The sequence below is a fragment of the Geobacter hydrogenophilus genome (assembly GCF_018501225.1).
GTDB lineage: Bacteria > Desulfobacterota > Desulfuromonadia > Geobacterales > Geobacteraceae > Geobacter > Geobacter hydrogenophilus.
The window spans coordinates 140,867-164,019 of record NZ_JAHCZI010000007.1 but is presented as its reverse complement, the minus strand read 5'-3'; the positions used below and the strand labels follow the sequence as shown (position 1 = coordinate 164,019).

The window sequence follows — 23,153 nt, the reverse complement described above, 5'->3', positions numbered from 1 at the left end:
TTGTCCATGACATCGCGCTTGTACACGTCATAGCCGAGGCCGCCGGCTACCTGGAGGCTCTTTGTCACGTCGTAGAACGCATCAACCATAATTCCGTTGGTCTTGCCGTTATACCCCTGGTTGTTGTCATACTCGACATTGATTTGCAGCGGCTCAAACGGCCGCACACTGGTCCCGAGATGGTAGATGTGTCCGCGACCGCCGTTCCCGAACCACTGGGAGGTGTAGCCGCCATTGAGGGCAATCATGTCGTTGATGGTGTAGTCGGCGCGGAATACGGCCTCCTGGTAGCGGTCAACGGTGAAGACAGAGTAGATCGACGTGGCGTCGAAGGTCGGATAGCTCTGATACCACTCGCCGGTGAAGACCAGGTTGCTCAGCGGGTAGTACTTCACCCCGGCAAGCACTTCGTTGAATGTTTCCGAAACCAGATCGAATCTTGTGTTGCCGTACAGCCGTACACTGTTGAACAGGTACTGCTTGAAACTCGCCCCGAGGATGTCGCGGGCAACGTCCCACTGGTCCCACTTGCGGAAATAGCTCAGTTCCAGGTCGGTGTTCTTGAAACCCTGCAGGTAGGCTGCCGCGCCAAAGGCGAGGTCGCCACCATGTCCCGACTCGTTGTCGAGGCCGAAGATAACGTTGCGGCCGCCGTACACGGACAGGGCAACGGGACCGACGTTCTTGAGGTCGATCTGGCCGCCGTCGATGATGGCCGACCCGGCTGCCTGGTTGATAAACTGGCGACCAAGCCGAATGTCGATCTTATCGTAGAGGTCGCGGTACTCGCCGTAGAGGTAGTAGAGCCTGCTGTTGAATCCTTCGCCGTTGTTCAGGTCCTGAGTGATCCTGCCATAGCCGTAAATCCCGGCTTTCCCCTCTTTATCGAGGTTGGTGACCGACAGGCGCAGGTACTCACCAAGCTCTACCTGTTTCCGGTCGTTGAAATAATTGTTGAACCAGGAAAGCTGAGTTGAGCTTCTGCCGTGGATCTCGGCAGCAAGACCGCTCGATGCGCTGAGGACGCCGGCAAGCAGGAGCAGGCGGGTAAACCCTTTGATTCCCATTCAGTGGACCTCCTTTCTCTCAAAATCAGCAACATCACTAGGTGCGAACCTCCGGTAATCTCCTCTCACCTCCCTGGTCCCGGTGTCGCTTTCTTAACCACAAAACAAGGTTGACAAAATTATCCAATCATCGACTATCCCGCATTGCGAGGGTGCCATGGATAAACAGGCTTACAAACTCGCGCACGGCCCTGGCACGGTCTGTGGGCCGGTAATCCCTCCGTCCGAGCAGCTCTTCCATATTGAAAAAACTGTAAAACATTCCGTGGAAGACCCGCGCGCCCAGATCAGGGTCGAAGTCCCGCAGGGTGCCCCGTTTCTGCAACTCGCGAAAATAGGAGGCGAAAATCTCGAAGAGTTCATCGAGGAATGAATGATAAATGGTGATCAGCTTGTCCGGTGAGCGTTGCACTTCGGCATGCATGATCCGTATCCAGTCCCTGAGTTGAAAAAGGGTGTCGAGGAACAAGTCAGCCATCCCAATAAGGGCCTGCTCATAGGGCATTTCAAGTGCTCGGGGGAGAAACGATTTAAGACCGGGAATGGCCGAGTAATGGGAGATGACCGCCTCGAGAAGATTTTCCTTCGACGCGAAATGCCTGAAGAGAGTAACCTCCGCCACCCCTGCCTGCTGCGCAATCTCACGGGTCGTGGCGCCCGAATATCCCCTCGTCGAAAAGAGCCCTATGGCGGTGTCGAGTATCCGCTCGCGGGTTACGGAACATCTCTCCTCGCGATTGCCCCTCCTGACCATTGCCATTCTTCCGCCCTCAGCACCCCTGATATGATGCAAGCGCTTACTTGCATTGGCAGACAAAAAAATATGTCTCTCGCCGGCACTTGATTCTCATTGAGAAAAAAGGCCCGCGTCCGTCTAACAAAATAAATAATGATTACTGTTGCAGGAGAGAGAAAAAAGAGAAATGGTTCAATGCATTCAATTTGGACTTAATGGATCACAATAGAAGTAACAACAAAATAAACAGCTACAATATCTCCCCAGACACTTCAGTTGTCCAGTGCGAAGCAAGCATGCTCAGAGCGTATGCTGCCAGAAAGACGCGTCAGTCGCAGACGGCGTCGCGCAGAAGACTCATCCGCGTATCCGCCTCGATCTGCTCCCAGGGGGCCTTCCCGGTGAGAACGTATTCCTTGATCGTCCTCCCCTTGCTGTCCCGATGGACAACCTTCTCCAACCGGCTCATGTCGCCGGAGCAGTTGATGGTGTAGTTAAAATTCGTGACAGCGAGGTCTTCGAACCCCTTGGGATGACCGATGGTGTCAAGGGCGTCCGCCTTACCCTCGGTGGTGTAGACAGCCTTGGTCTGGACGGTGACAAGCTCGTCATCACCCTGGACGATGGTGCTTGTGTCGTAATAGTAGCTGGAAGTGGAGGGATCCTCGTCGAGGAGCACCCACTGGTCGTCAGCGGCAAATGACGAAGAACCTGCGGCTGCCAATGCAATCATGGTGGTCAGGGTTGCCATCGGCACCAGAATCCTCAGCTCCCTTTTCATCGGAAATCCCTTCCAATCCCTGAAATTTACCTGAATTTATCGTCATGAAGAATGATAAAGGCAAGCTTTGCATTGTCAAGCCGCCTTCTTGTCATTCCCGCGTCGGAACCCTCACCAGTGTGAGAAGGAGGACCGCCGCGAGGGCCGCCAGCGCCGCCCCGAGCCCGAAGGCCGCCTCTCTCCCCGCCTTCTCCCAGACAGCACCGAAGATAAGGCTCGCCGGAAGCGCCCCCGCCCCCACGGCGAAATTGTACCAACCGAAGGCGCTCCCCCTCTCCCGGGATGGGGCGATGTCGGCAAGGAGCGCCTTCTCGGCCCCCTCGGTCATGGCGTAAAAGAATCCATAAAGAGCAAAGAGGAGCCAGCAAGCCATCTCGGTTTCGGCCAGGGCGAAGCCCCCGTAGGAAAGGGCGTAGATCCCCCATCCCACGACGATCACCACCCGGCGCCCGATACAGTCCGACAGGGCGCCGAAGGGGGTCGACCCGGCCATTTTGACGAAATGAAAAAAGGCCCAGAGGAGCGGGATGCGGTGAGGCGCTACTCCCAGCTCTCCTGCCCTCAGGAGAAGAAATGCGTCGGAGGAGTTTCCCAGGGTGAAGAGGAAGAGGATCAGGAGAAATCGCCGCAGCTCCCCCCGGGGGACGATGCGGAGGAAACTGCCGTCGCTGGTGCGGGTCCGCGCCGTCTCCCGCACCTTCCAGATGATGAGAACAACGGCCAGGAACCCCGGAATGGCCGCAAGCCAGAAGACGGTCCGCAGATCCTTCACGAACCAGGTAAGGAGCAGCGTGGCAATGAGAGGGCCGACAAGGGCTCCTGCGTGGTCCATGGCCCGGTGAAAGCCGAAGGCCTTGCCGCGGAAGGCGGGATCGGTGGAGTCGGCAACAAGGGCGTCGCGGGGCGATGTCCTGATCCCCTTCCCTACCCGGTCGGCGAAACGGATGGCGAGGACCATGGCAGGAGCCGTGGCGGCCGCCACCAGGGGGCGGGCAAGGCTTGACAGGGCATAGCCTGCAAGAACCAACCCCTTGCGGCCCCGGACCCGGTCGGAGAGAATCCCCGATGCTAGTTTCAGGAATGCCGCGGTCGACTCCGCCACCCCCTCAATGAGCCCGAGAAACGCCGGCCCTGTTCCGAGGACCGTCGTAAGGAAGAGGGGGAGGAGCGGATAGATCATCTCACTCGACACATCGGTGAAAAAGCTCACGAGGCCGAAAATCAGGACGTTGCCGGAAATGCCTTTGAGCATGGGAACCCCGGGCCCCCTATGAGAACTTGCCGGAAGCCGGGACCGCACGCTTAAAGGCCCAGGCCTCGATCTTTTTGATCTGCTCCGCCATGGTGACGGAAAGGGGAACCGTGCGGCTGATGGCGGCCATGAGGTCCTGCTGGGTCATGGGGCGCCTCTCGGTGAGTGCTTCGAAAGAGGCCGAGACCACCGCCTGCTCGATCTCGGCGCCGGAAAACCCCTTGGTGGAGCCGGCAAGGAGCGGCACGTCAAAGGAAGTCAGGTCGACCTTCCGGCGCTCCAGGTGGATGCGGAATATCTCCTCCCGGGCCTTTGGCTCGGGGAGTCCGATGTAGAAGATCTCGTCGAAACGCCCCTTGCGGATGATCTCGGCCGGGAGCATCTCGATGGCGTTGGCGGTGGCGGCCACGAAGACCGGGGCGCTCTTTTCCTGCATCCAGGTCAGGAACGAGCCGAGAATGCGTGACGCCGGCCCCCCTTCGGCCTTGAACCCCTGGGTGGAGATGCCCGCCTCGATCTCGTCGATCCAGAGAACGCACGGTGCCACCGCCTCGGCGGTCTTGAAGGCCTTGCGGAGGCTCGACTCGGGATTGCCGTAACTGCCGTCGTAGACCGCCGCCATGTCGAGTCGGATGAGCGGCAACCGCCACGTGGCTGCGATGGCCTTCACAAAGAGCGATTTGCCGCACCCGGCGATCCCCATCATCAGCACCCCCTTGGGAAGGTTCGCCCCCGAGGATATCCCCTCCAGACCGAAGGCCTGCTCCCGGCGGGCCATCCACTGTTTCAGGTTTTCCATCCCCCCCACCTGGTCGGGGGTGACGTCGTTTGCCACGAACTCCATGATGCCGCTCGTGCGGATCGCGGACCGCTTGGTTTCGAAAATGCTCCGGACGAGCCCCTCGCCGCCCGCCTCACCGGCGATGCGGGCGGAGCGCATCCCCCGCTCCAGATCGATGAGATCAAGCCCCTGGGCCGCCACCACCAGGTCCTCGAGAAGCCCCGGCCGCTCCCCGCACGCCTTTGCCAGAGCGGGATCCCGCTCCTTCGCATGGGCGAAGAACGCCTTGATCTCGTCCATGGCGGGGAGCCCCTGGTGGAGGATCACGAACTCCTCGCGAAGGGCCGGCGGCACCCGTTCATCCTGGCCGATCACGACAACCGCCTTTGTCTTGGCCCGCAGGGCGAATTCCTTGAGCGCCCGGATGAGGTAGGGGTTGTCGCCCCAGAACCAGGGCAGGTCCTTGAACAGGAAGAGAAGCGGCCCCGGCTGGGCCATGGCGAAGTCAAGGGCGAGAACCGGATCGACAACGCCATCAAGCACTTCGCCGTCGCGGCTGAAGCCTCCGGTGCAACTCCAGACGCAGGGTGCCCCCACCCCCCGGAGCCGCGTCGCCGCTTGGGCCACGATCTGCTCGGTTCGCCGCTCGTTGTCGGTTATCACATAGATCATGGTGGCCCCGGCGCCGATGAGCCGCACGAGACCCGATACGGTAAGATTTTCCACGAATTCCTCCCCTGGTTTCCGCCCCTGACGCGGGCTCCTCTGGATAGACAGTTTACCGCACAAATACCACTCCCGCCGCTAATCACAAAGGATAACTTTTCCCCTTCATTTTTTCTGAAATATGCCGATACGGTGCATAAGCAGTCATATACCCAGGGACTGGGCGAACCTTTCGGAGGCATATCCGGAAGAGCGACGAAAGGAGTCGGCAATGATAATCGCAGGGTCGGACATCACCATGGCAAGCAGGCACGTATCGGTGGAACGGTACGAACGGAAGGAGTCACTGAAGGCTTGGATCGGGGACGAGCGGCCAGATTTCGAGGGGAACCGGATCAACGACACCGTCACCCTCTCGAACCGGGGCCGGGCCGACGAGGCCCACGCCCGCAACGAGCTTCGCGACGAAGCGGAAGGGGCAGAAAAAACGGAAGGGCTCGGTCCCAGGGATGAAGAAAGCCTCGAACCCCGCCTGCAACTTCTCAAGACCCTCATCGAGAGAATGACGGGGAAGAAGATTCAGGTTTACAGCATGAAGGACGGCCGTTGCACCGACCCCCTGCCCGAAGAAAGCGCAAAGTCGAAAGAGGAGCCCCAGGGAAACCAGCGGGCCGGATGGGGGATCGAATACGACCTCCACGAATCCAGCTACGAGTTCGAGAGCACAACCTTTGATGCAAAAGGGGTAATTAAGACCGCCGACGGCAAGGAGATCAGCTTCGACTTGGGGCTTGTCATGGAGCGGGAGCACCTCAGCGAAACGGATGTAAGCCTGAGGGCGGGCGACGCGGTGAAGAAAGACCCTCTGGTCATCAACTTCAACGGCACCGCCGCCGAGCTGTCCGACCTCCGCTTCAGCTTCGATATCGACGCCGACGGCACAGCCGACCAGATCGCCACCCTCGGCGGCGGCAGCGGCTACCTGGCCCTGGACCGCAACGGCGACGGCGTGGTCAACGACGGGAGCGAGCTTTTCGGCCCCACCACCGGCCAGGGGTTTGCCGAACTGGCCGCCTTCGACGACGACGGCAACGGCTGGATCGACGAAAACGATGCCGTCTTCTCCCGACTCTCCACCTGGTCGGGCGGCAGCGACGGTACGCTCACGAGCCTAAAGGATTCGGGGGTCGGCGCCATCAGCCTCGGCAACGTCGCCACCTCTTTCGAGCTGAAGGACTCTGCCAACGCCCTCCTCGGCGCGGTCAGGACCACCGGCATCTATGTGAAGGAAAACGGGACTGTCGGCACGGTGCAGCAGGTCGACCTGGCCGTGTAGAGCGATTTCGGAATACACGACGAAAAAAGGCGCCGTTCCTTTCAGGGGACGACGCCTTTTTTGTGGTCTGAAAAAAATTTATCTCTACTCCCCCAGGTAGGTGTACCCCAGGAGGGTCCGGTCCAGCAGCTCCAGGAAGTGGCTGCTCTCCTCGATGGTGACTTTCCGCAGGGCCACGTCCTTCTCCAGGTTGTCGCGGACGTGCTTCAGGATCTCCGGCCCCTTGTACTGGACGTATTTCAGGCTCTCCCAGGTGGCGTCGCCGTTGATGACCGTGTCGATCTTGTAGCCGGTCTTCTTGTTGAAGGTGACATGCACCGCGTTGGTGTCGCCGAAGAGGTTGTGCATGTCACCCAGGATCTCCTGGTAGGCGCCGATGAGGAAGAAGCCCACGAAGTAATCCTCGTCCTTGCGGATCTTGTGGAGGGGCAGGTACTTCGTCCGCCCGTTCTCGCCCACGAAGCTGGTTATCTCGCCATCGGAGTCGCAGGTGATGTCGGCGATGGAGGCCATCACGTCCGGCTTCTGGTTGAGCCGCTGAATCGGCACGATGGGAAAGAGCTGGTCGATGGCCCAGGAGTCGGGAACCGACTGGAAGAGCGAGAAGTTGGCGAAGTAGGTCTGCCGCAGGCTCAGCTGGAAGTTCTGGAGCTCCTCGGGGATCGGTTTGATCTTCTCCACGATGCCGTTGATCTTGCGCAGAATCTTGCCGTGGAGCCACTCGGCCATGGCCCGCTCGTTGAGGGTCAGGTACCCCAGGTTGAAGAGGCTCACCGCCTCCTGGATGAGCTGGACCGTGTCGTGGTAGTCCTCCCGCAGGGAGTAGCGGTCAATGCTCTTGTAGATGTCCACCAGCTTCTTGACCGTGGGGGCCAGTTTTTCGGACCCGTTCAGCTCCTCCTCGAAGTCGGGCATGAGATTCTGGGTGTTGGTGTTCAGGAGGTTCGTCACGAGCACCGAGTAGTGGGCCGCCGTGGCCCGGCCTGACTCGGAGATGATGTTGGGACACTCGACGCCGGCGTCCTCGCAGATGTTCTTGATCTGGTAGATGACGTCGTTGGCGTACTCCTCGATGGAGTAGTTGACGCTGGAGAAGTAGCTGGACTTGGAGCCGTCGTAGTCGACCCCGAGGCCGCCGCCGATGTCCACATACTCGATGCCGACGCCGAGTTTGCGCATCTCGGCGTAGACCCGGGTCCCCTCGATGAGGGCACTCTTGATCTTGTCGATCTTGGTGATCTGGCTTCCGATGTGGAAGTGGATCAGCTTCACCCGATCGAGAAGGTCGTTCTGCTCCAGGAGCCCGATGGCGGCGATAATCTCCGACATCCGCAGCCCGAATTTGGCGTCCTCCCCGCCGGAGGTGGCCCATTTCCCGGTCCCCTTGGAAGAGAGCTTCACCCGGATGCCGAGCTTCGGCTTGATACCGGTCTTCTTGGAGAGGGCGATGATCTTCTCCAGCTCGAACATCTTCTCGACGACGATGGTGATGTCGTAGCCGATCTTGGTGGCGTAGAGGACCGTCTCGATGTACTCCTTGTCCTTGTAGCCGTTGCAGATGATGGGGATGCCGTTCCCTGTGGCGAAGGAGATGCCAATCACCAGCTCCGGCTTGGAACCCACTTCGAGGCCGATGTTGTACCGCTTGCCGAACTTGGCGATGGCCTCCACCACCTGGCGCTGCTGGTTCACCTTGATGGGGTAGAAGGTCTGGTACTTGGCCGGGTAGTCGTTCTCGTCGATGGAGTACTTGAAGGCGCGGTTGATGGCCGCGATCCGCCCCTGGAGGACGTCCATGAACCGAAGGAGGATGGGGGGCTTGATCTTGCGCTTGATGAGGTCATCCACCAGTGCCCGCAGGTCGATGGAATGTTTCGACGTGGGGGAAGGGTGGACGCAGACGTTCCCCTTCTTGTTGATGGAGAAGAGATCGGCGCCCCAGTTGGGGAGGTTGTAAACTTTTGCGGATTCATTGATCGACCAGCGTTCCATATGCTCTCCCGGCGATGCCATATTCGCGCGCTAACGACGTCGGCTCGTCGTCCAACTCCTCGACGTAGCGCTGCTACGCCTGCGGGCCGGACTCCTCTCCGCCGCCGTTATCATCACGAATCTGACATCGCTGCACTGACTGTGGTTTTTGAAACAAAGATCAGGAAAGCCTGACCTTGAAATCCTCGTACCCGAAACGCCTCACCACCTTGAGCTCCCCGCTCTCCGGCTCGAAGGTGCAGATGGCCGGATGCTGGATGCCGTTGAAGGTGGTGGTCTTCACCATGGTGTAGTGGGACATGTCCTCGAAGGCGAGCCGGTCCCCCGGCTTCAGCGGCTTCTCGAAGGACCAGTCGCCGATGACGTCCCCCGCCAGGCACGACGGCCCGCCCAGGCGGTAGGTGTAGGCCTTCTCGCCGGCATCGAAGCCACCGGTGATGCCGGGGCGATACGGCATCTCCAGCACGTCGGGCATGTGGCAGGTGGCGGAGACGTCGAGGATGGCGATATCCATCTCGTTGTGGACCACGTCCAGCACCTCCCCCACGAGGATGCCGGTGCCGATTGCAATGGCCTCCCCCGGCTCCAGGTAGACATCTACCCCGTACTTTCCCTTGAAGTATGCGACAAGCTCAACCAGGGCGTCGATGTCGTACCCCTCGCGGGTTATGTGGTGGCCGCCCCCGAGGTTCAGCCACTTCATCCCCGGGAGAAACGGGCCGAACTTCTCCTCGAAGACCTTCACAGTCCGCTCCAGGGGCTCAAAGAGCTGCTCGCAGAGAGTGTGGAAGTGGAGCCCCTCGACCCCATCAAGCGACTTTCCGTCGAACTCCCGTCGGGGGATGCCGAGCCGCGACTTGGGCGCGCACGGATCGTAAATGGGGGTGTGCCCCTCGGAATGCTCGGGGTTCACGCGCAACCCCACCGAGACCCGTCCCCGCTCCTTCTCCCACAGGGGGCGGAACCGCTCCAGCTGGTTGAAGGAGTTGAAGACCAGGTGGTTGGAGACGGCAAGCAGCTCCACCACGTCGCTCTCCTTGAAGGCGGCGGCAAAGCTGTGCACCTCCCGGCCGAACTCCTCCCGCCCGAGCCGCGCCTCCCACGGTGAGCTGGCGCAAACCCCCTGGAGGGTCTCCCGGATAATCGGGAAGACGCTCCACATGGCGAACGCCTTCAGGGCCATGAGGATCTTGGCCCCACTCCTGCGCTGCACCTCGTCCAGGATGGCCAGGTTGTGGCGCAGCCGCCCCAGGTCCACCACGTAGGCGGGGGATGGGGCGAGCTTCAGGATTTTTTCGATATCGATACCGGTCAAAGTGTTACAGCTCCGGCCACTCGCCCTCGACGACCACCTCGGGCAATCCCATTGGCCCCAGTTCCTTGAGGAATACCTCCGGATCAAACTGCTCCATGTTCCAGACGCCGGGGGCGTGCCACTTGCCGGTGAGCATCATGATCCCCCCCACCACCGCCGGCACACCGGTGGTGTAGCTGATGGCCTGGGACTGGACTTCCTTGTAGCAGGCTTCGTGGTCACAGATGTTGTAGATGTAGACTTGGCGACGCTTCCCGTCCTTGAGGCCACGGGCGATGACGCCGATGCAGGTTTTCCCTTTGGTAAGCGGCCCAAGGGAGCCAGGGTCGGGGAGGAGCGCCTTCAGGAACTGGATCGGGACGATCTTCTGGCCCTGGAACTCCACCTCGTCAATGCGGGTCATGCCGACGTTCTGCAGCACTTCCAGGTGCTTCAGGTAGTTGTCGGAGAAGGTCATCCAGAACTGGGCCTTTTTGATGGTCGGGATGTGCTTGACGATGGACTCCATCTCCTCGTGATAGAGGCGGTAGATGTTCATGGGTCCGATCCCCTCGGGGAAGTCGAAAACCCGCTTGGTGGAAAGCGCCGGAGATTCCTGGAACGCGCCGTTCTCCCAGTGGCGGCAGACGGCGGTCACCTCGCGGATGTTGATCTCCGGGTTGAAGTTGGTGGCAAAGGGCTGGCCGTGGCTCCCCGCATTGGCGTCGATGATGTCGATCTCCTGCACCTCGTCCAGGTACTTCTTGGCGGCAAGGGCAGTGTAGACGTTGGTGACGCCCGGGTCGAAGCCGGAACCGAGGAGTGCCATAAGCCCCGCATTCTTGAAGCGGTCTTGGTAGGCCCACTGCCAGGAGTACTCGAACTTGGCGGTATCGAGGGGCTCGTAGTTGGCGGTGTCCAGATAGTCCACGCCCGTCTCCAGGCAGGCGTCCATAATGGTCAGGTCCTGGTACGGCAGGGCCACGTTGATGACAAGCTTCGGCTGCTCCTTCTTGATGAGCGCTATCAGCTCGGGAACGTTGTCGGCATCCACCCGGGCCGTGGCGATGCTGTTATTCAGCTGGGCGGCAATGGCGTCGCACTTGGCCTTGGTCCGGGACGCGAGGGTGATCCCGCTGAAGATGTCCCTGCGCTGGGCGCACTTTTGGGCAACCACCTGGCCGACGCCGCCTGCTCCGATTATCAGTACCTTGCTCATTGGTTGGTCTCCTTCGATTGCGTTATCAATAGTCGAATGTTGGCGGCGTCACGACCCATAATATTTTGGCCGGCCCCTTTCCGATATTCTTCACCGTATGCCGCTTGTCCGACGTGAAGTAGAAGCATTCGTCCTTCTTCACCGTGTAGATCTTGTCATCCAGCCGGAGCTGGATCTTGCCCAGAAGAACGAATCCGAACTCCTCCCCCTCGTGGAAGTTCTGCTCATCCATCTCCTCGCCCGGGGCCAGGGTCACCAGGGCGGGGTCCATCTCCCGGTTCTGGGCGCCGGGGACGAGGAGCTCCACCGTGACGGCCGCGTCGTCGGCCGAAGGCTGAACACGGGCATCCTTGCCGTAGACCACGTCCTCGCCGATGGGGTCGCTGAAGAACTCCTGCATGCTGACGCCGAAGACGTCGAGGATATCCTTCAAAGTGGCGATGGAGGGGGATGTGGCGTCGTTCTCCAACTGGGAGATGTACCCTTTGGTCAGGTCGGCCCGATTGGCCAGTTCCTCCTGGGTGAGGGAGTTGATCATCCTGAGCCGCTTCAACCGCTCGCCGATCTTCACGTCTTTATTCTCCTGGTCCAAAATCGCTAAACATTTGTCCCTCTATGCTGTTTAGCATTTCTAAACTTTCTGTCAAACTACAGGTTTAGCATTTCTAAACTTTTCGTTTAAACCAGCGCGAGCAAAAGGTGATATATAATACAAAGAATCAAGGGGGTCAACGATTTTCTGGGCACTTCAAAATAATTGCAAACCGGCGCCATTGTTGCCGGCAAGAAAGATCACTGGCTTGACTTTTCCGGGCGTATGCCGTAGGAGGGACTATACATTTTTTCGAGGAGGGACGGGCGATGCTGAAGGGATGCAGACTGGGGTTCATCGGCGGCGGCAACATGGCAGAGGCTATCATCAAGGGACTTCTGGCTGGCGGGGTAACAGCGGCGGAATTGGTGGTGGCGGAGCCCATGGCCGAGCGGCGGGAATTTCTGCAGAGCGCCTACGGCATCGATGTCCGCGCCGACAACGGCGAGGTGGCTGCAATGACCGACGCCCTGATCATTGCCGTGAAACCCCAGGTCTTTCGGGGCATGGCTTCAGCTCTCGGGGCAGCCGGCTTCGCCGGAAAGCTTGTCATCTCCATCATGGCGGGGATTTCCATCGGCGGCATGGAGGAGGCTTGCGGCGGCTCATCCCGGGTTATCCGGGTCATGCCGAACACCCCGGCCCTGGCTCTTGCCGGAGCATCGGCCATCTGCCGGGGAAAGAATGCCACCGACGACGATCTGTTCTTCGCCCAAGGGATCTTCGACCTGGTGGGGACCACCTGCGTGGTGGACGAGAAACTCATGGATGCCGTGACCGGCCTCTCGGGGAGCGGGCCGGCCTACGTGTTCATGTTCATCGAGGCTCTCTCCGACGCCGGCTTGAAAAACGGCCTCCCCCGCGACGTGGCAACCCGGCTTGCGGCCCAGACGGTCCTCGGGTCCGCGAAGCTCCTCCTGGAGACCGGCGACCACCCGGGGGTCCTCAAGGAAAAGGTCACCTCCCCCGGCGGCACCACCATCGCCGGCGTCGCCTCCCTGGAGCGGGACGCCTTCCGGGGGACAGTCATGGCTGCCGTGGACGCTGCCACCGCTCGCTCTGCCGAGTTGGGGAAGAAGTAGTACCTACCGCTCGTTACACCCCGAACAACCGCCTGTTTCCCCCCGATTCACCTTCTCGAAAAGCTCGATCTGCTCCGCCAGGGAGAGCTTCTTTCCCCGCTTCCGCCCCCCCAGACAGAGGGAACAACGGTCATCCCCGCACCACTGGCAGAACCGGCAGTCGGTGCAGGGATGCTTCCTCGGTGGATCAGTAGGCGGCACTTCTCTTTGCCCCGCGCCCGGCCAGAAGCTGGGCAAAGGCCTTACCCTGATCGCCGTTGCTCACCAGAAACCGTGGAAGCTTCATCACGCTGTCGGCCTGGGTAACGGGGTGCGGATCGACAGTGAAGGTGGCCCGGTACCCCAGGGCGCCGGCCCGGCGCAACAGGTCGTCGTCATAGATGCCGAAGGGCCAGGCGAGCATATCCACCGTCACCCCCAGTTCCTTCACGATTCTTCCCCGTGATTTCGTCAGTTGAGACTCCACCAGCTTGTCGAACTCCGCCGGCTTCAGCTTCTTCCGATCCTTCCTGAAATTGGGATGCCAGAACGTGTGGGACTGGAAATCGAAGAGCCCCGTCTTTTTCAGCTCCCGGAGCTGATCCCAGGTCATGGCGTATTTCGCGTTGGAGACAGCAGACGGGTAGATGAAGACCGTCACCGGCACGTGGTATTTTTTCACCAGCGGCAACATGTCGGTGTAGACCGACTTGTGGGCGTCATCCTCCACGATGACCACCGATTTCGGCGGGGGTGCCGGCCCATTCTTCAGATAGAAATCGACCACCTGACGAAGCGGGATCACCCGGTAACCGTTATCCCTGAGGTACTTCAGGTGCTCCTCAAAGACCGACGTCTTGATGGTCATGCTGTCAGCGACCGTGGGGCCGAAGCGGTGATAGAGGAGAATGGGGACGCTGAATTCACGGGATGGCAGGCTTGCCAAGACAATGGCAGGGAAAAGCATGCCGAGCAAAAGGGCAAAGAGAATACGCAATTTCATGAAACCTGAGGACCTCCGGGGTTGATTATTTTGGGTGATTGCAGCAAAAAAACTGCCAAGGGGTTTGTTTCAGGAGAAGGAATTTCGGAACGTGCAGTATCTACCGGGGGTACTCCCGCTCGCCGAAGAGGGAGGTGCCGATCCGGACCAGCGTGGCTCCCTCCTCGATGGCGGACTCGAAATCCCCCGACATCCCCATGGAGAGCTCATCCATGGAAACGCCGGCAATGCCCGCAGCGGCGACGACGCCGGCAAGCTGTTTCAGTTCGCGAAAATAGGGGCGCGCCCCCTCGGGATCGTCGAAGAAGGGGGGCATGGTCATGAGCCCCCGCACCCGCAGGTGGGGGAGAAGCGCCACCTCCCTGACGAGGGTCAGGAGTTCCTCGGCGGTGGTGCCCGACTTGGTCGTCTCGCCGGCGACGTTCACCTGGATGAGGATGTCGCAGGTGGCGTCGAGTTTTGCCCACTGACGCTCGATCTCCTGGGCCAGGGAGAGGCGATCCACCGAGTGGATCATGGTCACGAGGCCGGCAATCTGCCGCACCTTGTTGCTCTGGAGGGCACCGATGAAGTGCCACTCCACCGGCTCCCGCACCTCCCGGGCCTTGGTGGTGAACTCCTGTACGTAGTTCTCGCCGAAGAGCCGCTGCCCGGCCCGGGCCGCCTCCTCCAACGCCTCGGCCGGCTTGGTCTTGGAGACCGCCACAAGCCGCACCGATGCCGGGTCGCGTCCGGCCCTACTGGCCGCCGTTTCGATGCGTTCACGGAGATGGTTCAGGTTCGCGGCGATTGACATGACGCCCTACAGAGCCCCCAGCGTGCGGAGATCCTCCACCACCTCGCAGAGGGGGAGCCCCACAACATTCGTGTATGAGCCGTCGATCCGCTCAACCATGTAGGCGGCGCCCCCCTGAATGGCGTAGGCGCCGGCCTTGTCCATGGGGCAGCCGGTTGCAACATAGGCACTGATCTCGTCGTCCCGCAGCCCCTTGAAAAAGACCTTAGTCACCACAGGCTTGCAGAGGATACCGTCGCGCTCCTTGTCGTAGATGGCGTAGCCGGTAATGACCTCATGGGAAACGCCGGAAAGCTTTTTCAGCATCCGCACTGCATCGGCCTCGTCCGCGGGTTTTCCCATGATCTCTCCGTCGCAGACCACGATGGTGTCGGCGCCGATGAACCAGCGTCCCTCAGTCCGGGCGGCGGTTGCCACGGCCTTGTCCTTTGCCAGGCGAACCGAGAAGTCGGCCGGGGCCTCGCCCGGAATGGGCTCCTCGGGGATATCGCTGGCAAAGACGTCGAACTCAATGCCTGCCGAAGCCAGAAGCTCCAGCCGCCGGGGCGATGCCGACGCCAGGACGATCCTACTGCTTTGCGGCATCGTCTTTCTCCTTCTGCTGTTCCTGGGCCTTCATCCGCGCCTCGTAGCGGCGCTGCGCCCCCTCCATCTCCTCCCAGTGCTTCTTCCAATCCCTCTTCCTCACAAAGGAGAGGACCACGGCCCCCACCAGAATCATCACCCCCCAGAAGATGCTCATAACCTGGGCTCTTGCTATGCCATAGCCAAGGGAGGCGATCCCCATGAGGATCAGAAGCGCCTCCATGGAGAGGAGCCTGCCGATGAGGGATATTTCCTGTTTTTCCTTGTCGTCCATTGAATTCCTCGTAGGGGCGCTGCTTGCCGCGCCCTGCTTGAAAATGGGCGCGGCAAGCAGCGCCCCTACAATGTCTCGATCCACCTATCCAGTTCCGCCAGGGCCCGCTCCGCAAGTTTCCCCCGCCGTTCCTTCTTCTTCACCTTCCCCTCCAGGGGAGGAAAAAGCCCATAATTGACATTCATGGGCTGGAAGTGCTTCACATCCGCGTTGGTGATGTGGGTCACCAAGGCGCCGAGGGCCGTGGCGAAGGGTGGCACCACCGGTTCCTCGCCTCGGACGAGCCGGGCGGCGTTGATTCCGGCCAGGAAGCCGCTCCCCGCCGACTCCACATACCCCTCGACCCCGGTAATCTGGCCGGCGAAGAGGATGCGGGCATCCCCCTTCAGCTGGAACGTGGGGGCAAGGAGGGCCGGCGCGTTGATGAAGGTGTTGCGGTGCATGGAGCCGAGCCGGACGAACTCGGTGTTCTCCAGGCCGGGGATCATCCTGAAGATCCGCCGCTGCTCCGGGTAGGTAAGTTTCGTCTGGAAGCCCACCAGGTTGAACATGGTCCCGTCCCGGTTCTCGGCCCTGAGCTGCACCACGGCATGGGGCTCCTCACCGGTGCGGGGGTCCGCGAGCCCCACGGGCTTAAGAGGCCCGAAACGGAGGGTCTCACGACCCCGCTCGGCCATTTCTTCGACCGGCATGCACCCTTCAAAGTGTACCACTTTTTCAAAATCCCTGGCAGGCACTTTCTCGGCGGCAAGGATCGCGTCCACGAACCCCTCATACTCTTCCTGGTTCAAGGGACAGTTCAGGTAGTCGTCGCTGTCCCCCTTGCCGTAGCGGGAGGCCCGGAATACCTTGGTCATGTCGAGGGATTCGGCGGTCACGATGGGCGCAATGGCATCGTAGAAGTAGAGGTTCGGCCCCGTGATCGCCCTGATTCTTTCGGCCAGCCCGTCGCTCGTGAGGGGTCCCGAAGCCACAATCACGATCCCCTCGGAAGGAATATCCGTAACCTCTCCCCGCACAAGGTCGATAAGAGGATGGTTCTCGATCCGCTCGGTGACAAAGGCGGAAAAGAGCTCCCGGTCCACTGCCAAAGCGCCGCCGGCAGGCACGCGGGTGGCGTCGGCCGCCGCCATGATGAGGGAGCCGGCCCGCCTCAGTTCCTCCTTGAGGAGCCCCACGGCATTCTCCAGGGACTCTCCCCGGAGCGAGTTGGAGCAGACAAGCTCCGCGAGTCCCGCCATGTGGTGCGCCGGGGACCAGACATGGGGCTTCATCTCGTGGAGCGTGACCCGCACCCCGCGCTCCGCCGCCTGCCAGGCAGCCTCGCATCCGGCGAGCCCCCCGCCGATGATGGTGATAGCATCCTTCACTGGGCATTTCCCTCTTCATCTTGTATTTCGTAGCGCTGCAGCGGATGCCCCGCCACGAGCCGCGCCTTGGCCCGCTCCTCGTCCCAGATGGTGAGGTACCCTTTCCAGCCCCGGTCCAGGAGTGCCTGGATATGCCGCACCACCTCCGGCGTCGGCGGCTCGTGGAAGGCGTTGTAGCCCGAGAATCCGCCGGGGGGGATCAGGCGGTAGGCCCCATGGCCCCGCTTGACGCTCTGCTTGGTGATGGCGGCCGAACCAGCGGCCAATGAGTGCTCTTCGTACTTGGTCCAGCCGCAGATGGGGCACATGACCCGGCGGGCCCCCTGCTCTCCCCAGCACTCGGTATCGATTCGCGCGTAGGCAAAGCGGCACTGTTCGCAGGCTTCGTGCATTGTGTCAAGCATCGTGAGTTCCTTCGTATCGTGCGAAAAAGGCGGGGATCGCTCCCCGCCCGGTCAGTCTCTCGGCTACTTCTTCCCTTCGGTCCGGTAGTCGCACCCTTCTTTCGGGCACTTGAGGAACTCCCCTTCCCGCTTGTAGACTTTTTTCACCAGGAGCGGGAAGCCGCATTTGGGACACGGCCCCGGCTGGGGAGGATCCCAGAGGGCGAATTTGCACTGGGGGTAGCGGTTGCAGGAGTAGAACATCTTGCCGTAGCGGGACTTCTTCTCGGTCAGCTCCCCTTCCTTGCACTCGGGGCACGTGTGGCCGGTACCCTTGGGCTTTACGAGGGGCTGGATGTTCTTGCAGGCGGGATAGGCGGAGCAGGCCAGGTACTTGCCAAAACGGCCGTCCTTGATGAGCATGGGGCTGCCGCACTTGTCGCACTTCTCCTCGGAGAAGACCGGTTCTGCCGGCTCCTGCTGCTCCCCTTGGGCGATGTTGCGGGTGTAGGTGCATCCTTCCTGGTAGCCGGAGCAGGCGATGAACTTCCCCCGCTTCCCAAGCTTCACCACCAGCGGCCGCTTGCAGTCGGGGCAGAGTTCATCGGTGGCCTCGGTGGTGAGGTCCGCCTTGCTCACCTCCCCCTCCTTCTGCTTCAGGAGTCCGCTGAACGGCCCCCAGAACTCGTGGAGGAGGGGCTTCCACTGCTTCTCACCCCGGGAGACTTGGTCCAGCTCCTCTTCGAGGCTGGCGGTGAAGTTGTAGTCCACGTACTGGGTGAAATGGTTGGTGAGGAGATCGTTCACCACCATCCCCACATCCTCGGGAACGAAGCGCTTGCTGTCGAGACGGGCGTATTTCCGCTCCAGGAGCGTGTTCATGATGGAGGCGTAGGTGGAGGGGCGGCCGATCCCGTACTCCTCCAGGGTCTTCACGAGGCTCGCCTCGGTGTACCGTGGTGGTGGCTGGGTGAAATGCTGCTCCGGCACGAGCTTCTGGAGCTTCAGGAGTTCCCCTTCCGTAAGGGGCGGCAGGGTCCCTTCCTTCTCCTCGGTCTGGTCGTCGACCCCCTCGATGTAGAGCTTCATGAAGCCGGGGAAGCGGATCACGGTGCCGGCGGCCCGGAAGCGGTATCCCTCGCCGGCGCCGATGTCGACGGAGGTCTGGTCCAGGAGCGCCTCGGCCATCTGGCAGGCCACGGTCCGCTTCCAGATGAGGTCGTAGAGCTTGAACTGGTCAGAGGAGAGGTACTTCTTCACCTCGGCCGGGGTGCGGGCGATGGAGGTGGGGCGGACTGCCTCGTGGGCCTCCTGGGCGTTCTTCGCCTTGTTCTTGTAGAAGCGGGGCTTGGCGAGGGCATACTCCTTCCCGTAGAGGGAGGTGATGACCTCGTGGGCCTCCTGGAGGGCCTGGTTCGACAGCACCACGCTGTCGGTACGCATGTAGGTGATGAGACCCACAAGCCCCTCGTCCCCCACGGCGACCCCTTCGTAGAGCTTCTGGGCCGTGGACATGGTCTTCTTGGCCGAAAAGCCGAGCTTTCTTGCCGCCTCCTGCTGGAGGGTGGAGGTGGTAAACGGCGGCGCCGGGGTCCGCTTGCGCTCGCTCTTCGTCACCTTGTCGACGGTGTAGGCGCCGCCCTCCAGGGCCTTCACGAGCCGGTCGGCCGCCGTGCCGTCGGGGATATCGAACTTGCCGAGCTTCTTCCCCTCGGCCTCCACCAGGTTGGCGGTGAACTTCTGCCCCTTACCGGTGGCAAGCTCGGCGCCGATGGTCCAGTACTCCTGCTCCTGAAACGCCTTGATCTCCTTCTCCCGCTCGCAAATGAGCCGAAGGGCCACGGACTGGACCCGGCCGGCGGAGAGGCCGTAGCGGATCTTCTTCCAGAGGAAGGGGGAGAGGTTGAAGCCGACGAGGTAGTCGAGGATGGAGCGGGCCTGCTGGGCATCCACCAGTTCCAGGGAGATGTCCCGGGGGTTTTCCACGGCATGGACGATGGCGTCCTTGGTGATCTCGTGGAAAACGACCCGCTTCACCGGCACGGTGTTCTTCTTTTTGTCCATGCCCAGGGCCGCCAGGAGATGCCAGGAGATCGCCTCCCCTTCGCGGTCGGGGTCAGTGGCCAGGAGCAGGATGTCGCTCTCCTTCAACTCCTTCTTGATGGCGTCGATGTGCCGCTTGCTCTCGGGGAGAACGGCATACTTCGGTTCGAAATCGTTGGCGACATCCACGGAGCCCTGCTTGCTGGGGAGGGCGCGAACGTGGCCGTAGGAGGCCATGACCCGGAAGTCCTTGCCGAGAAATTTCTCGATGGTCTTGGCTTTGGCCGGAGATTCGACGATGACGAGGTGTTGTGGCATAAAAAAAATCCAATAAAAGTAAGTAACGCCTGGCGTGCCAGGCGGGTCAGTTTGTGCAAAAATACTTGCCGGGAAGCTGAGTTACGGCCCCCTTGAGTTCCAGGCGCAACAACATAGCCGAAAGCTCCCCCACTGTCAACGCGCTTTTGGCAATGATCTCGTCGATATGGAGCGGCTCAGGGGCCAGGAGCGCAAAGACCGCCGCCTCGGCAGGCGGGAGGTCGGGCGCCGGCGCCGGCACTCCCCTGCGGGCCACCCTCCCGCCGGGTAGTTCCTCCAGGATGTCCTCCACGCTCTCCACGAGCTTCGCCCCCTCGCGGATGAGGCGGTTGGCGCCCCGGCTCCCGTCATTGGTGATGTTGCCGGGAATGGCGTAAACGTCACGCCCCTGGTCCAGGGCTATGCGGGCCGTGACCAGGGACCCGCTCCGCTCCGCCGCCTCCACCACGAGGACCCCGTGGGAGATGCCGCTGATGATCCTGTTTCGGCGGGGGAAGTTCTCGGCCAAGGGTGCGGTCCCCAGGGGGAACTCGGACACCACCGCCCCCTGTTCGGCCATCTCCCGGAAGAGCTGCCGGTTCTCCGCCGGATAGACCACGTCCACGCCGCACCCGAGCACCCCGACGGTTGTCCCGTCCCCTTTCAAGGCTCCCCGGTGGGCCGCGGTGTCGACCCCGCGAGCCAGGCCGGAAATCACGGCAACACCGTGCCGGGCAAGCTCCTCGGCCATGCGCCCGGTCACCGTCCTGCCATAGGCCGAGGCCCGGCGGGACCCCACCACCGCCACGGCGGTGCCGATGCCGGCGAGGCTTCCCCGCACATAGAGGAAGGGGGGAGGGTCGGTGATCTCCCGCAGAAGCTGCGGATACTCGTCGTCGAGGATGGTTACGATGCGGCACCCCGTGCGCCTGACCGCCGCACACTCCCGGTCGGCAATGGGGCGCGGGTCATGGCTTCGGAGGGAGGCCACCACCGCCGGACTCACCCCCTGGACGGAGCGGAGATCGGCATCGGACGCCCCGAAGGCCGCCTCGGGGGAGCCGAAGCGCTCCAGGAGCCTCCGGAAGAGGACGTTTCCCACGAGGGGAACGGATTTGAGGGCAAACCAGTGATAATGATCCATGGGCACGAACGAGAAGCGGGGACCGGCCGGACCGGCCCCCGCGGAAGGGGCTATCTGTCTGTCCTGGCCTCTACCCGGTCCCCCCGGTAGATGGTGTCGATGCTCTTCACCACGAGCCCCGTGGAGGTATTCTCTCCTGACTGCACCACCACGAGGGCACCGACCACCTCGGGGGGGAGCTTCTCAACGGAGATGTCCGCATACTGCTGGTCAGGGACCACGTCACGCAGGATATAGAGGAAGTATCCCGGCTCTATCCCCTGCTTTTTCCCCAGATCGATAAAGGCGATGTCTCCCTCTCCGATGGCATTGTTGCCGCTCTGGGTCTCGACGATGTAGCCGGAGAGGTCGTGGTCGGCAGCCTTGAGGGAAATCTGCCGGCGCTTGTCCCGATAGGGGAGGAGGATGGAGCCGGGACCGATCTCCCGGTAGGATTTGGTAATGATGGCCTTGGAGACCTTCTCCTCCACCTCGGTAAGCTGCAGCGTGCCAAGGGGGATAACCTTTTCGCCGAGGATCACGTTGGAGACGGGATGGCTCACGGCGTCAAGCTTCTTGTAGATGGAGAACCGGTCCCCCTCCTTGGCCCCATGCACAGAGCCGATATCGGTGTAGACGATGTCGTCCTCACCCACGATCTGGCGGTTCTGACTGGTGGTAATGATGCGGCCGGCGGGGTTGAGCCCCTTTTCCATCAGGAACCCTTCGCTGCCGCTGACGAGAAAGCTCCGCTCGGCAACCGGCTCCTCGGAAGGGCGCTGGACGGCGGGGGTGCCGGGGGAGACAGGGCGGGGTTCGATCTCGATCCGGTCCGGGTAGACACGGACCCGCTGGCCGGGATAGATGAAGTGGGGATTGCCGATGGCGGGATTCCTGGCCCAGAGGTTGGGCCAGTAGTAGGGATCCTTGAGGAAACGGTCCGAGAGTCCCCAGAGGGTGTCCCCCTTCTGGATGACGTAGATTGTCGGCTCCTCGGACGCGGCCCGGACGGTGCCGACGGTGAGAAGTGCTCCGGCAAGGAGCATGCAGCCGATGGAGAACACTCTTTTCATGGTCGCCTCCCGTGCAGACGCGAACTAAATTCGTTCGGATACTTAAGTTCAGGTTACGTTTTTTGTCAAGGACAAACAGGCCGCGGGGGTTTCATTCAACCGACGGATATGCTAGGATTTCCGCGCTCGAAAGCACCATCTGGTTTCCGGGATGTTCCCGCGCCACTGATTGAACCCCACTAATAAAGCATGCATCATGCCAAGAGGCCTTCCATGAAGATTCCCGAACTCCTCGCGCCGGCCGGCAACCTGGAAAAGCTGAAGGTGGCCATCCACTACGGCGCCGACGCAGTCTACCTGGGGGGACAGAAGTTCGGGCTCCGCAGTCTCGCCGACAACTTTACCCTGGCCCACATGGCCGAGGCCGTGGCCTATGCCCACGACCGGGGGGTAAAGGTCTACCTGACGGTCAACGCCTTTCCCGACAATAACGAACTGGCGGACCTGGACCGCTACCTGGAGGAGGTGGCACCGGTCCCCTTCGACGCCTATATCGCCGCCGACCCGGGGGTGATCGCCGCCATCCGCCACATCTCGCCAGATCGACCCATCCACCTTTCCACCCAGGCCAACACCACCAACTGGCGCAGCGTCCTCTTCTGGCAGGAGCAGGGGATCGCCCGGGTGAACCTGGCCCGGGAAATGTCCCTGGAGGCGATCCGCGAGACCCGGGAGCGGGTCACGGCCGAACTGGAAGTCTTCGTCCACGGCGCCCTCTGCGTCTCCTACTCGGGGCGCTGCCTCCTCTCCAGCGTCATGACCGGCCGCAACGCCAACAAGGGGGAGTGCGCCCACCCCTGCCGCTGGAGCTACGCCCTGGTGGAAGAGACCCGGCAGGGCGAGTACTTCCCCGTGGTGGAGGACGAGCGGGGGACCTTCATTTTCAACTCCAAGGACCTCTGCCTCATCCGCCATATCCCTGAACTGGTGGGGGCTGGCGTCGACTCCCTCAAAATAGAGGGACGCATGAAGGGAATCCACTACGTGGCCTCGGTGGTGCGGGTCTACCGGGAAGCCCTCGACAGTTATGCCGCCGATCCCCGTGCCTGGCACGTGAAGCCCGAATGGCTCCATGAGCTCTCCAAGATCAGCCACCGGGGATACACCACCGGCTTCTTCCTGGGAAAACCGGTGGATGTGGACCTGGAATTCGACTCCCGCTACCGGCGCAGCCACGAATTCGTCGGCGTGGTGGAAGAGGCGCACTCCGACGGCACCGTTACCGTGGAAGTCCGCAACCGGATCGTGGCAGGCACCGCGGTGGAGGTGATCGGCCGGCGGATGGGCTCCACCCTCCACCGGCTCGACGCGTTCACCGACATGGACGGCAACAGCCTCTCCGAGGCCCATCCGAACCAGCGGATCTGCCTCAGGCTTCCCGTGGCGGCGGAACGCTACGACCTCATCCGGCGAGAAAAGCCATAGCCTC

At 61.6% G+C, this 23,153-nt stretch carries 22 protein-coding genes; 3 read left to right on the top strand and 19 right to left on the bottom strand.

The annotated features are described in order from the left end of the window. From KI811_RS12690 to KI811_RS12670, 5 genes are all read right to left on the bottom strand, one after another. A partial coding sequence (locus KI811_RS12690; RefSeq protein ID WP_214186844.1) for a hypothetical protein occupies positions 1-1,067 on the bottom strand: 1,067 nt, incomplete at its 3' end. A gap of 127 nt (positions 1,068-1,194) precedes the next feature. Beyond that, on the bottom strand, positions 1,195-1,827 hold the full coding sequence (locus KI811_RS12685; protein WP_214186843.1) for a TetR/AcrR family transcriptional regulator: 633 nt from the start codon (positions 1,825-1,827) through the stop codon (positions 1,195-1,197). Between the two features lie 304 nt (positions 1,828-2,131). After that, positions 2,132-2,584 (bottom strand): surface-adhesin E family protein, encoded by a 453-nt coding sequence (locus tag KI811_RS12680; RefSeq protein ID WP_246551729.1) that lies wholly within the window; start codon positions 2,582-2,584, stop codon positions 2,132-2,134. 91 nt (positions 2,585-2,675) lie between these two features. Then, positions 2,676-3,836, bottom strand: coding sequence for an MFS transporter (locus KI811_RS12675; RefSeq protein ID WP_214186842.1), 1,161 nt, complete (start codon positions 3,834-3,836; stop codon positions 2,676-2,678). A gap of 16 nt (positions 3,837-3,852) precedes the next feature. Then, the gene (locus KI811_RS12670) at positions 3,853-5,343 is read right to left on the bottom strand and encodes an AAA family ATPase (RefSeq protein ID WP_214186841.1); all 1,491 of its coding nucleotides are present in this window, start codon (positions 5,341-5,343) and stop codon (positions 3,853-3,855) included. Positions 5,344-5,554: 211 nt separating this feature from the next. Here KI811_RS12670 and KI811_RS12665 point away from each other — a divergent pair, with 211 nt between their 5' ends. Continuing rightward, the gene (locus tag KI811_RS12665; protein ID WP_214186840.1) at positions 5,555-6,619 is read left to right on the top strand and encodes a hypothetical protein; all 1,065 of its coding nucleotides are present in this window, start codon (positions 5,555-5,557) and stop codon (positions 6,617-6,619) included. A gap of 84 nt (positions 6,620-6,703) precedes the next feature. Here KI811_RS12665 and speA read toward each other — a convergent pair whose 3' ends face one another. The 4 genes from speA to KI811_RS12645 form a co-directional block, all read right to left on the bottom strand. After that, on the bottom strand, positions 6,704-8,611 hold the full coding sequence (speA, locus tag KI811_RS12660; protein WP_214186839.1) for an arginine decarboxylase: 1,908 nt from the start codon (positions 8,609-8,611) through the stop codon (positions 6,704-6,706). Positions 8,612-8,771: 160 nt separating this feature from the next. Further along, the gene (gene nspC, locus KI811_RS12655; RefSeq protein ID WP_214186838.1) at positions 8,772-9,926 is read right to left on the bottom strand and encodes a carboxynorspermidine decarboxylase; all 1,155 of its coding nucleotides are present in this window, start codon (positions 9,924-9,926) and stop codon (positions 8,772-8,774) included. Positions 9,927-9,930: 4 nt separating this feature from the next. Then, the gene (locus KI811_RS12650) at positions 9,931-11,124 is read right to left on the bottom strand and encodes a saccharopine dehydrogenase family protein (RefSeq protein WP_214186837.1); all 1,194 of its coding nucleotides are present in this window, start codon (positions 11,122-11,124) and stop codon (positions 9,931-9,933) included. Between the two features lie 25 nt (positions 11,125-11,149). Next, positions 11,150-11,695, bottom strand: coding sequence for a helix-turn-helix domain-containing protein (locus KI811_RS12645; protein ID WP_214186836.1), 546 nt, complete (start codon positions 11,693-11,695; stop codon positions 11,150-11,152). Positions 11,696-11,985: 290 nt separating this feature from the next. Between KI811_RS12645 and proC the strand changes: the two genes are divergently transcribed. Then, complete coding sequence (gene proC, locus KI811_RS12640; RefSeq protein ID WP_214186835.1) at positions 11,986-12,798, top strand: pyrroline-5-carboxylate reductase; 813 nt, start codon at positions 11,986-11,988, stop codon at positions 12,796-12,798. A gap of 3 nt (positions 12,799-12,801) precedes the next feature. Here proC and KI811_RS12635 read toward each other — a convergent pair whose 3' ends face one another. The 10 genes from KI811_RS12635 to KI811_RS12590 form a co-directional block, all read right to left on the bottom strand. Further along, entirely contained in the window at positions 12,802-12,999 is a 198-nt protein-coding gene (locus KI811_RS12635) for a hypothetical protein (RefSeq protein ID WP_214186834.1), read from the bottom strand. Further along, positions 12,986-13,780 (bottom strand): polysaccharide deacetylase family protein, encoded by a 795-nt coding sequence (locus KI811_RS12630; protein ID WP_214186833.1) that lies wholly within the window; start codon positions 13,778-13,780, stop codon positions 12,986-12,988. Before KI811_RS12630 ends, KI811_RS12635 begins: the two co-directional genes overlap by 14 nt. Positions 13,781-13,880: 100 nt before the next feature. Next, positions 13,881-14,576: a YggS family pyridoxal phosphate-dependent enzyme gene (locus KI811_RS12625; protein ID WP_214186832.1), complete on the bottom strand. Its 696-nt coding sequence runs from the start codon at positions 14,574-14,576 to the stop codon at positions 13,881-13,883. A gap of 6 nt (positions 14,577-14,582) precedes the next feature. After that, positions 14,583-15,161, bottom strand: coding sequence for a Maf family nucleotide pyrophosphatase (locus tag KI811_RS12620; RefSeq protein WP_214186831.1), 579 nt, complete (start codon positions 15,159-15,161; stop codon positions 14,583-14,585). Further along, positions 15,145-15,435, bottom strand: coding sequence for a hypothetical protein (locus tag KI811_RS12615; protein WP_214186830.1), 291 nt, complete (start codon positions 15,433-15,435; stop codon positions 15,145-15,147). The genes KI811_RS12620 and KI811_RS12615 overlap by 17 nt, the downstream gene beginning before the upstream one ends. A 65-nt stretch (positions 15,436-15,500) precedes the next feature. Then, positions 15,501-16,805 (bottom strand): methylenetetrahydrofolate--tRNA-(uracil(54)-C(5))-methyltransferase (FADH(2)-oxidizing) TrmFO, encoded by a 1,305-nt coding sequence (trmFO, locus tag KI811_RS12610; protein WP_214186829.1) that lies wholly within the window; start codon positions 16,803-16,805, stop codon positions 15,501-15,503. Further along, positions 16,802-17,209, bottom strand: a complete 408-nt coding sequence (locus KI811_RS12605) for a hypothetical protein (RefSeq protein WP_214186828.1) — start codon at positions 17,207-17,209, stop codon at positions 16,802-16,804. The genes trmFO and KI811_RS12605 overlap by 4 nt, the downstream gene beginning before the upstream one ends. Positions 17,210-17,272: 63 nt before the next feature. Then, positions 17,273-19,549 (bottom strand): type I DNA topoisomerase, encoded by a 2,277-nt coding sequence (gene topA, locus KI811_RS12600; RefSeq protein WP_214186827.1) that lies wholly within the window; start codon positions 19,547-19,549, stop codon positions 17,273-17,275. Between the two features lie 46 nt (positions 19,550-19,595). Next, positions 19,596-20,672, bottom strand: a complete 1,077-nt coding sequence (gene dprA / locus KI811_RS12595; protein ID WP_214186826.1) for a DNA-processing protein DprA — start codon at positions 20,670-20,672, stop codon at positions 19,596-19,598. Between the two features lie 50 nt (positions 20,673-20,722). After that, entirely contained in the window at positions 20,723-21,724 is a 1,002-nt protein-coding gene (locus KI811_RS12590; RefSeq protein ID WP_214186825.1) for a LysM peptidoglycan-binding domain-containing protein, read from the bottom strand. A 213-nt stretch (positions 21,725-21,937) separates the two neighbouring features. On the opposite strand from KI811_RS12590, the gene KI811_RS12585 reads away from it, so the two are divergent. Beyond that, positions 21,938-23,149 (top strand): peptidase U32 family protein, encoded by a 1,212-nt coding sequence (locus KI811_RS12585; protein WP_214186824.1) that lies wholly within the window; start codon positions 21,938-21,940, stop codon positions 23,147-23,149. Positions 23,150-23,153: the final 4 nt, after the last annotated feature.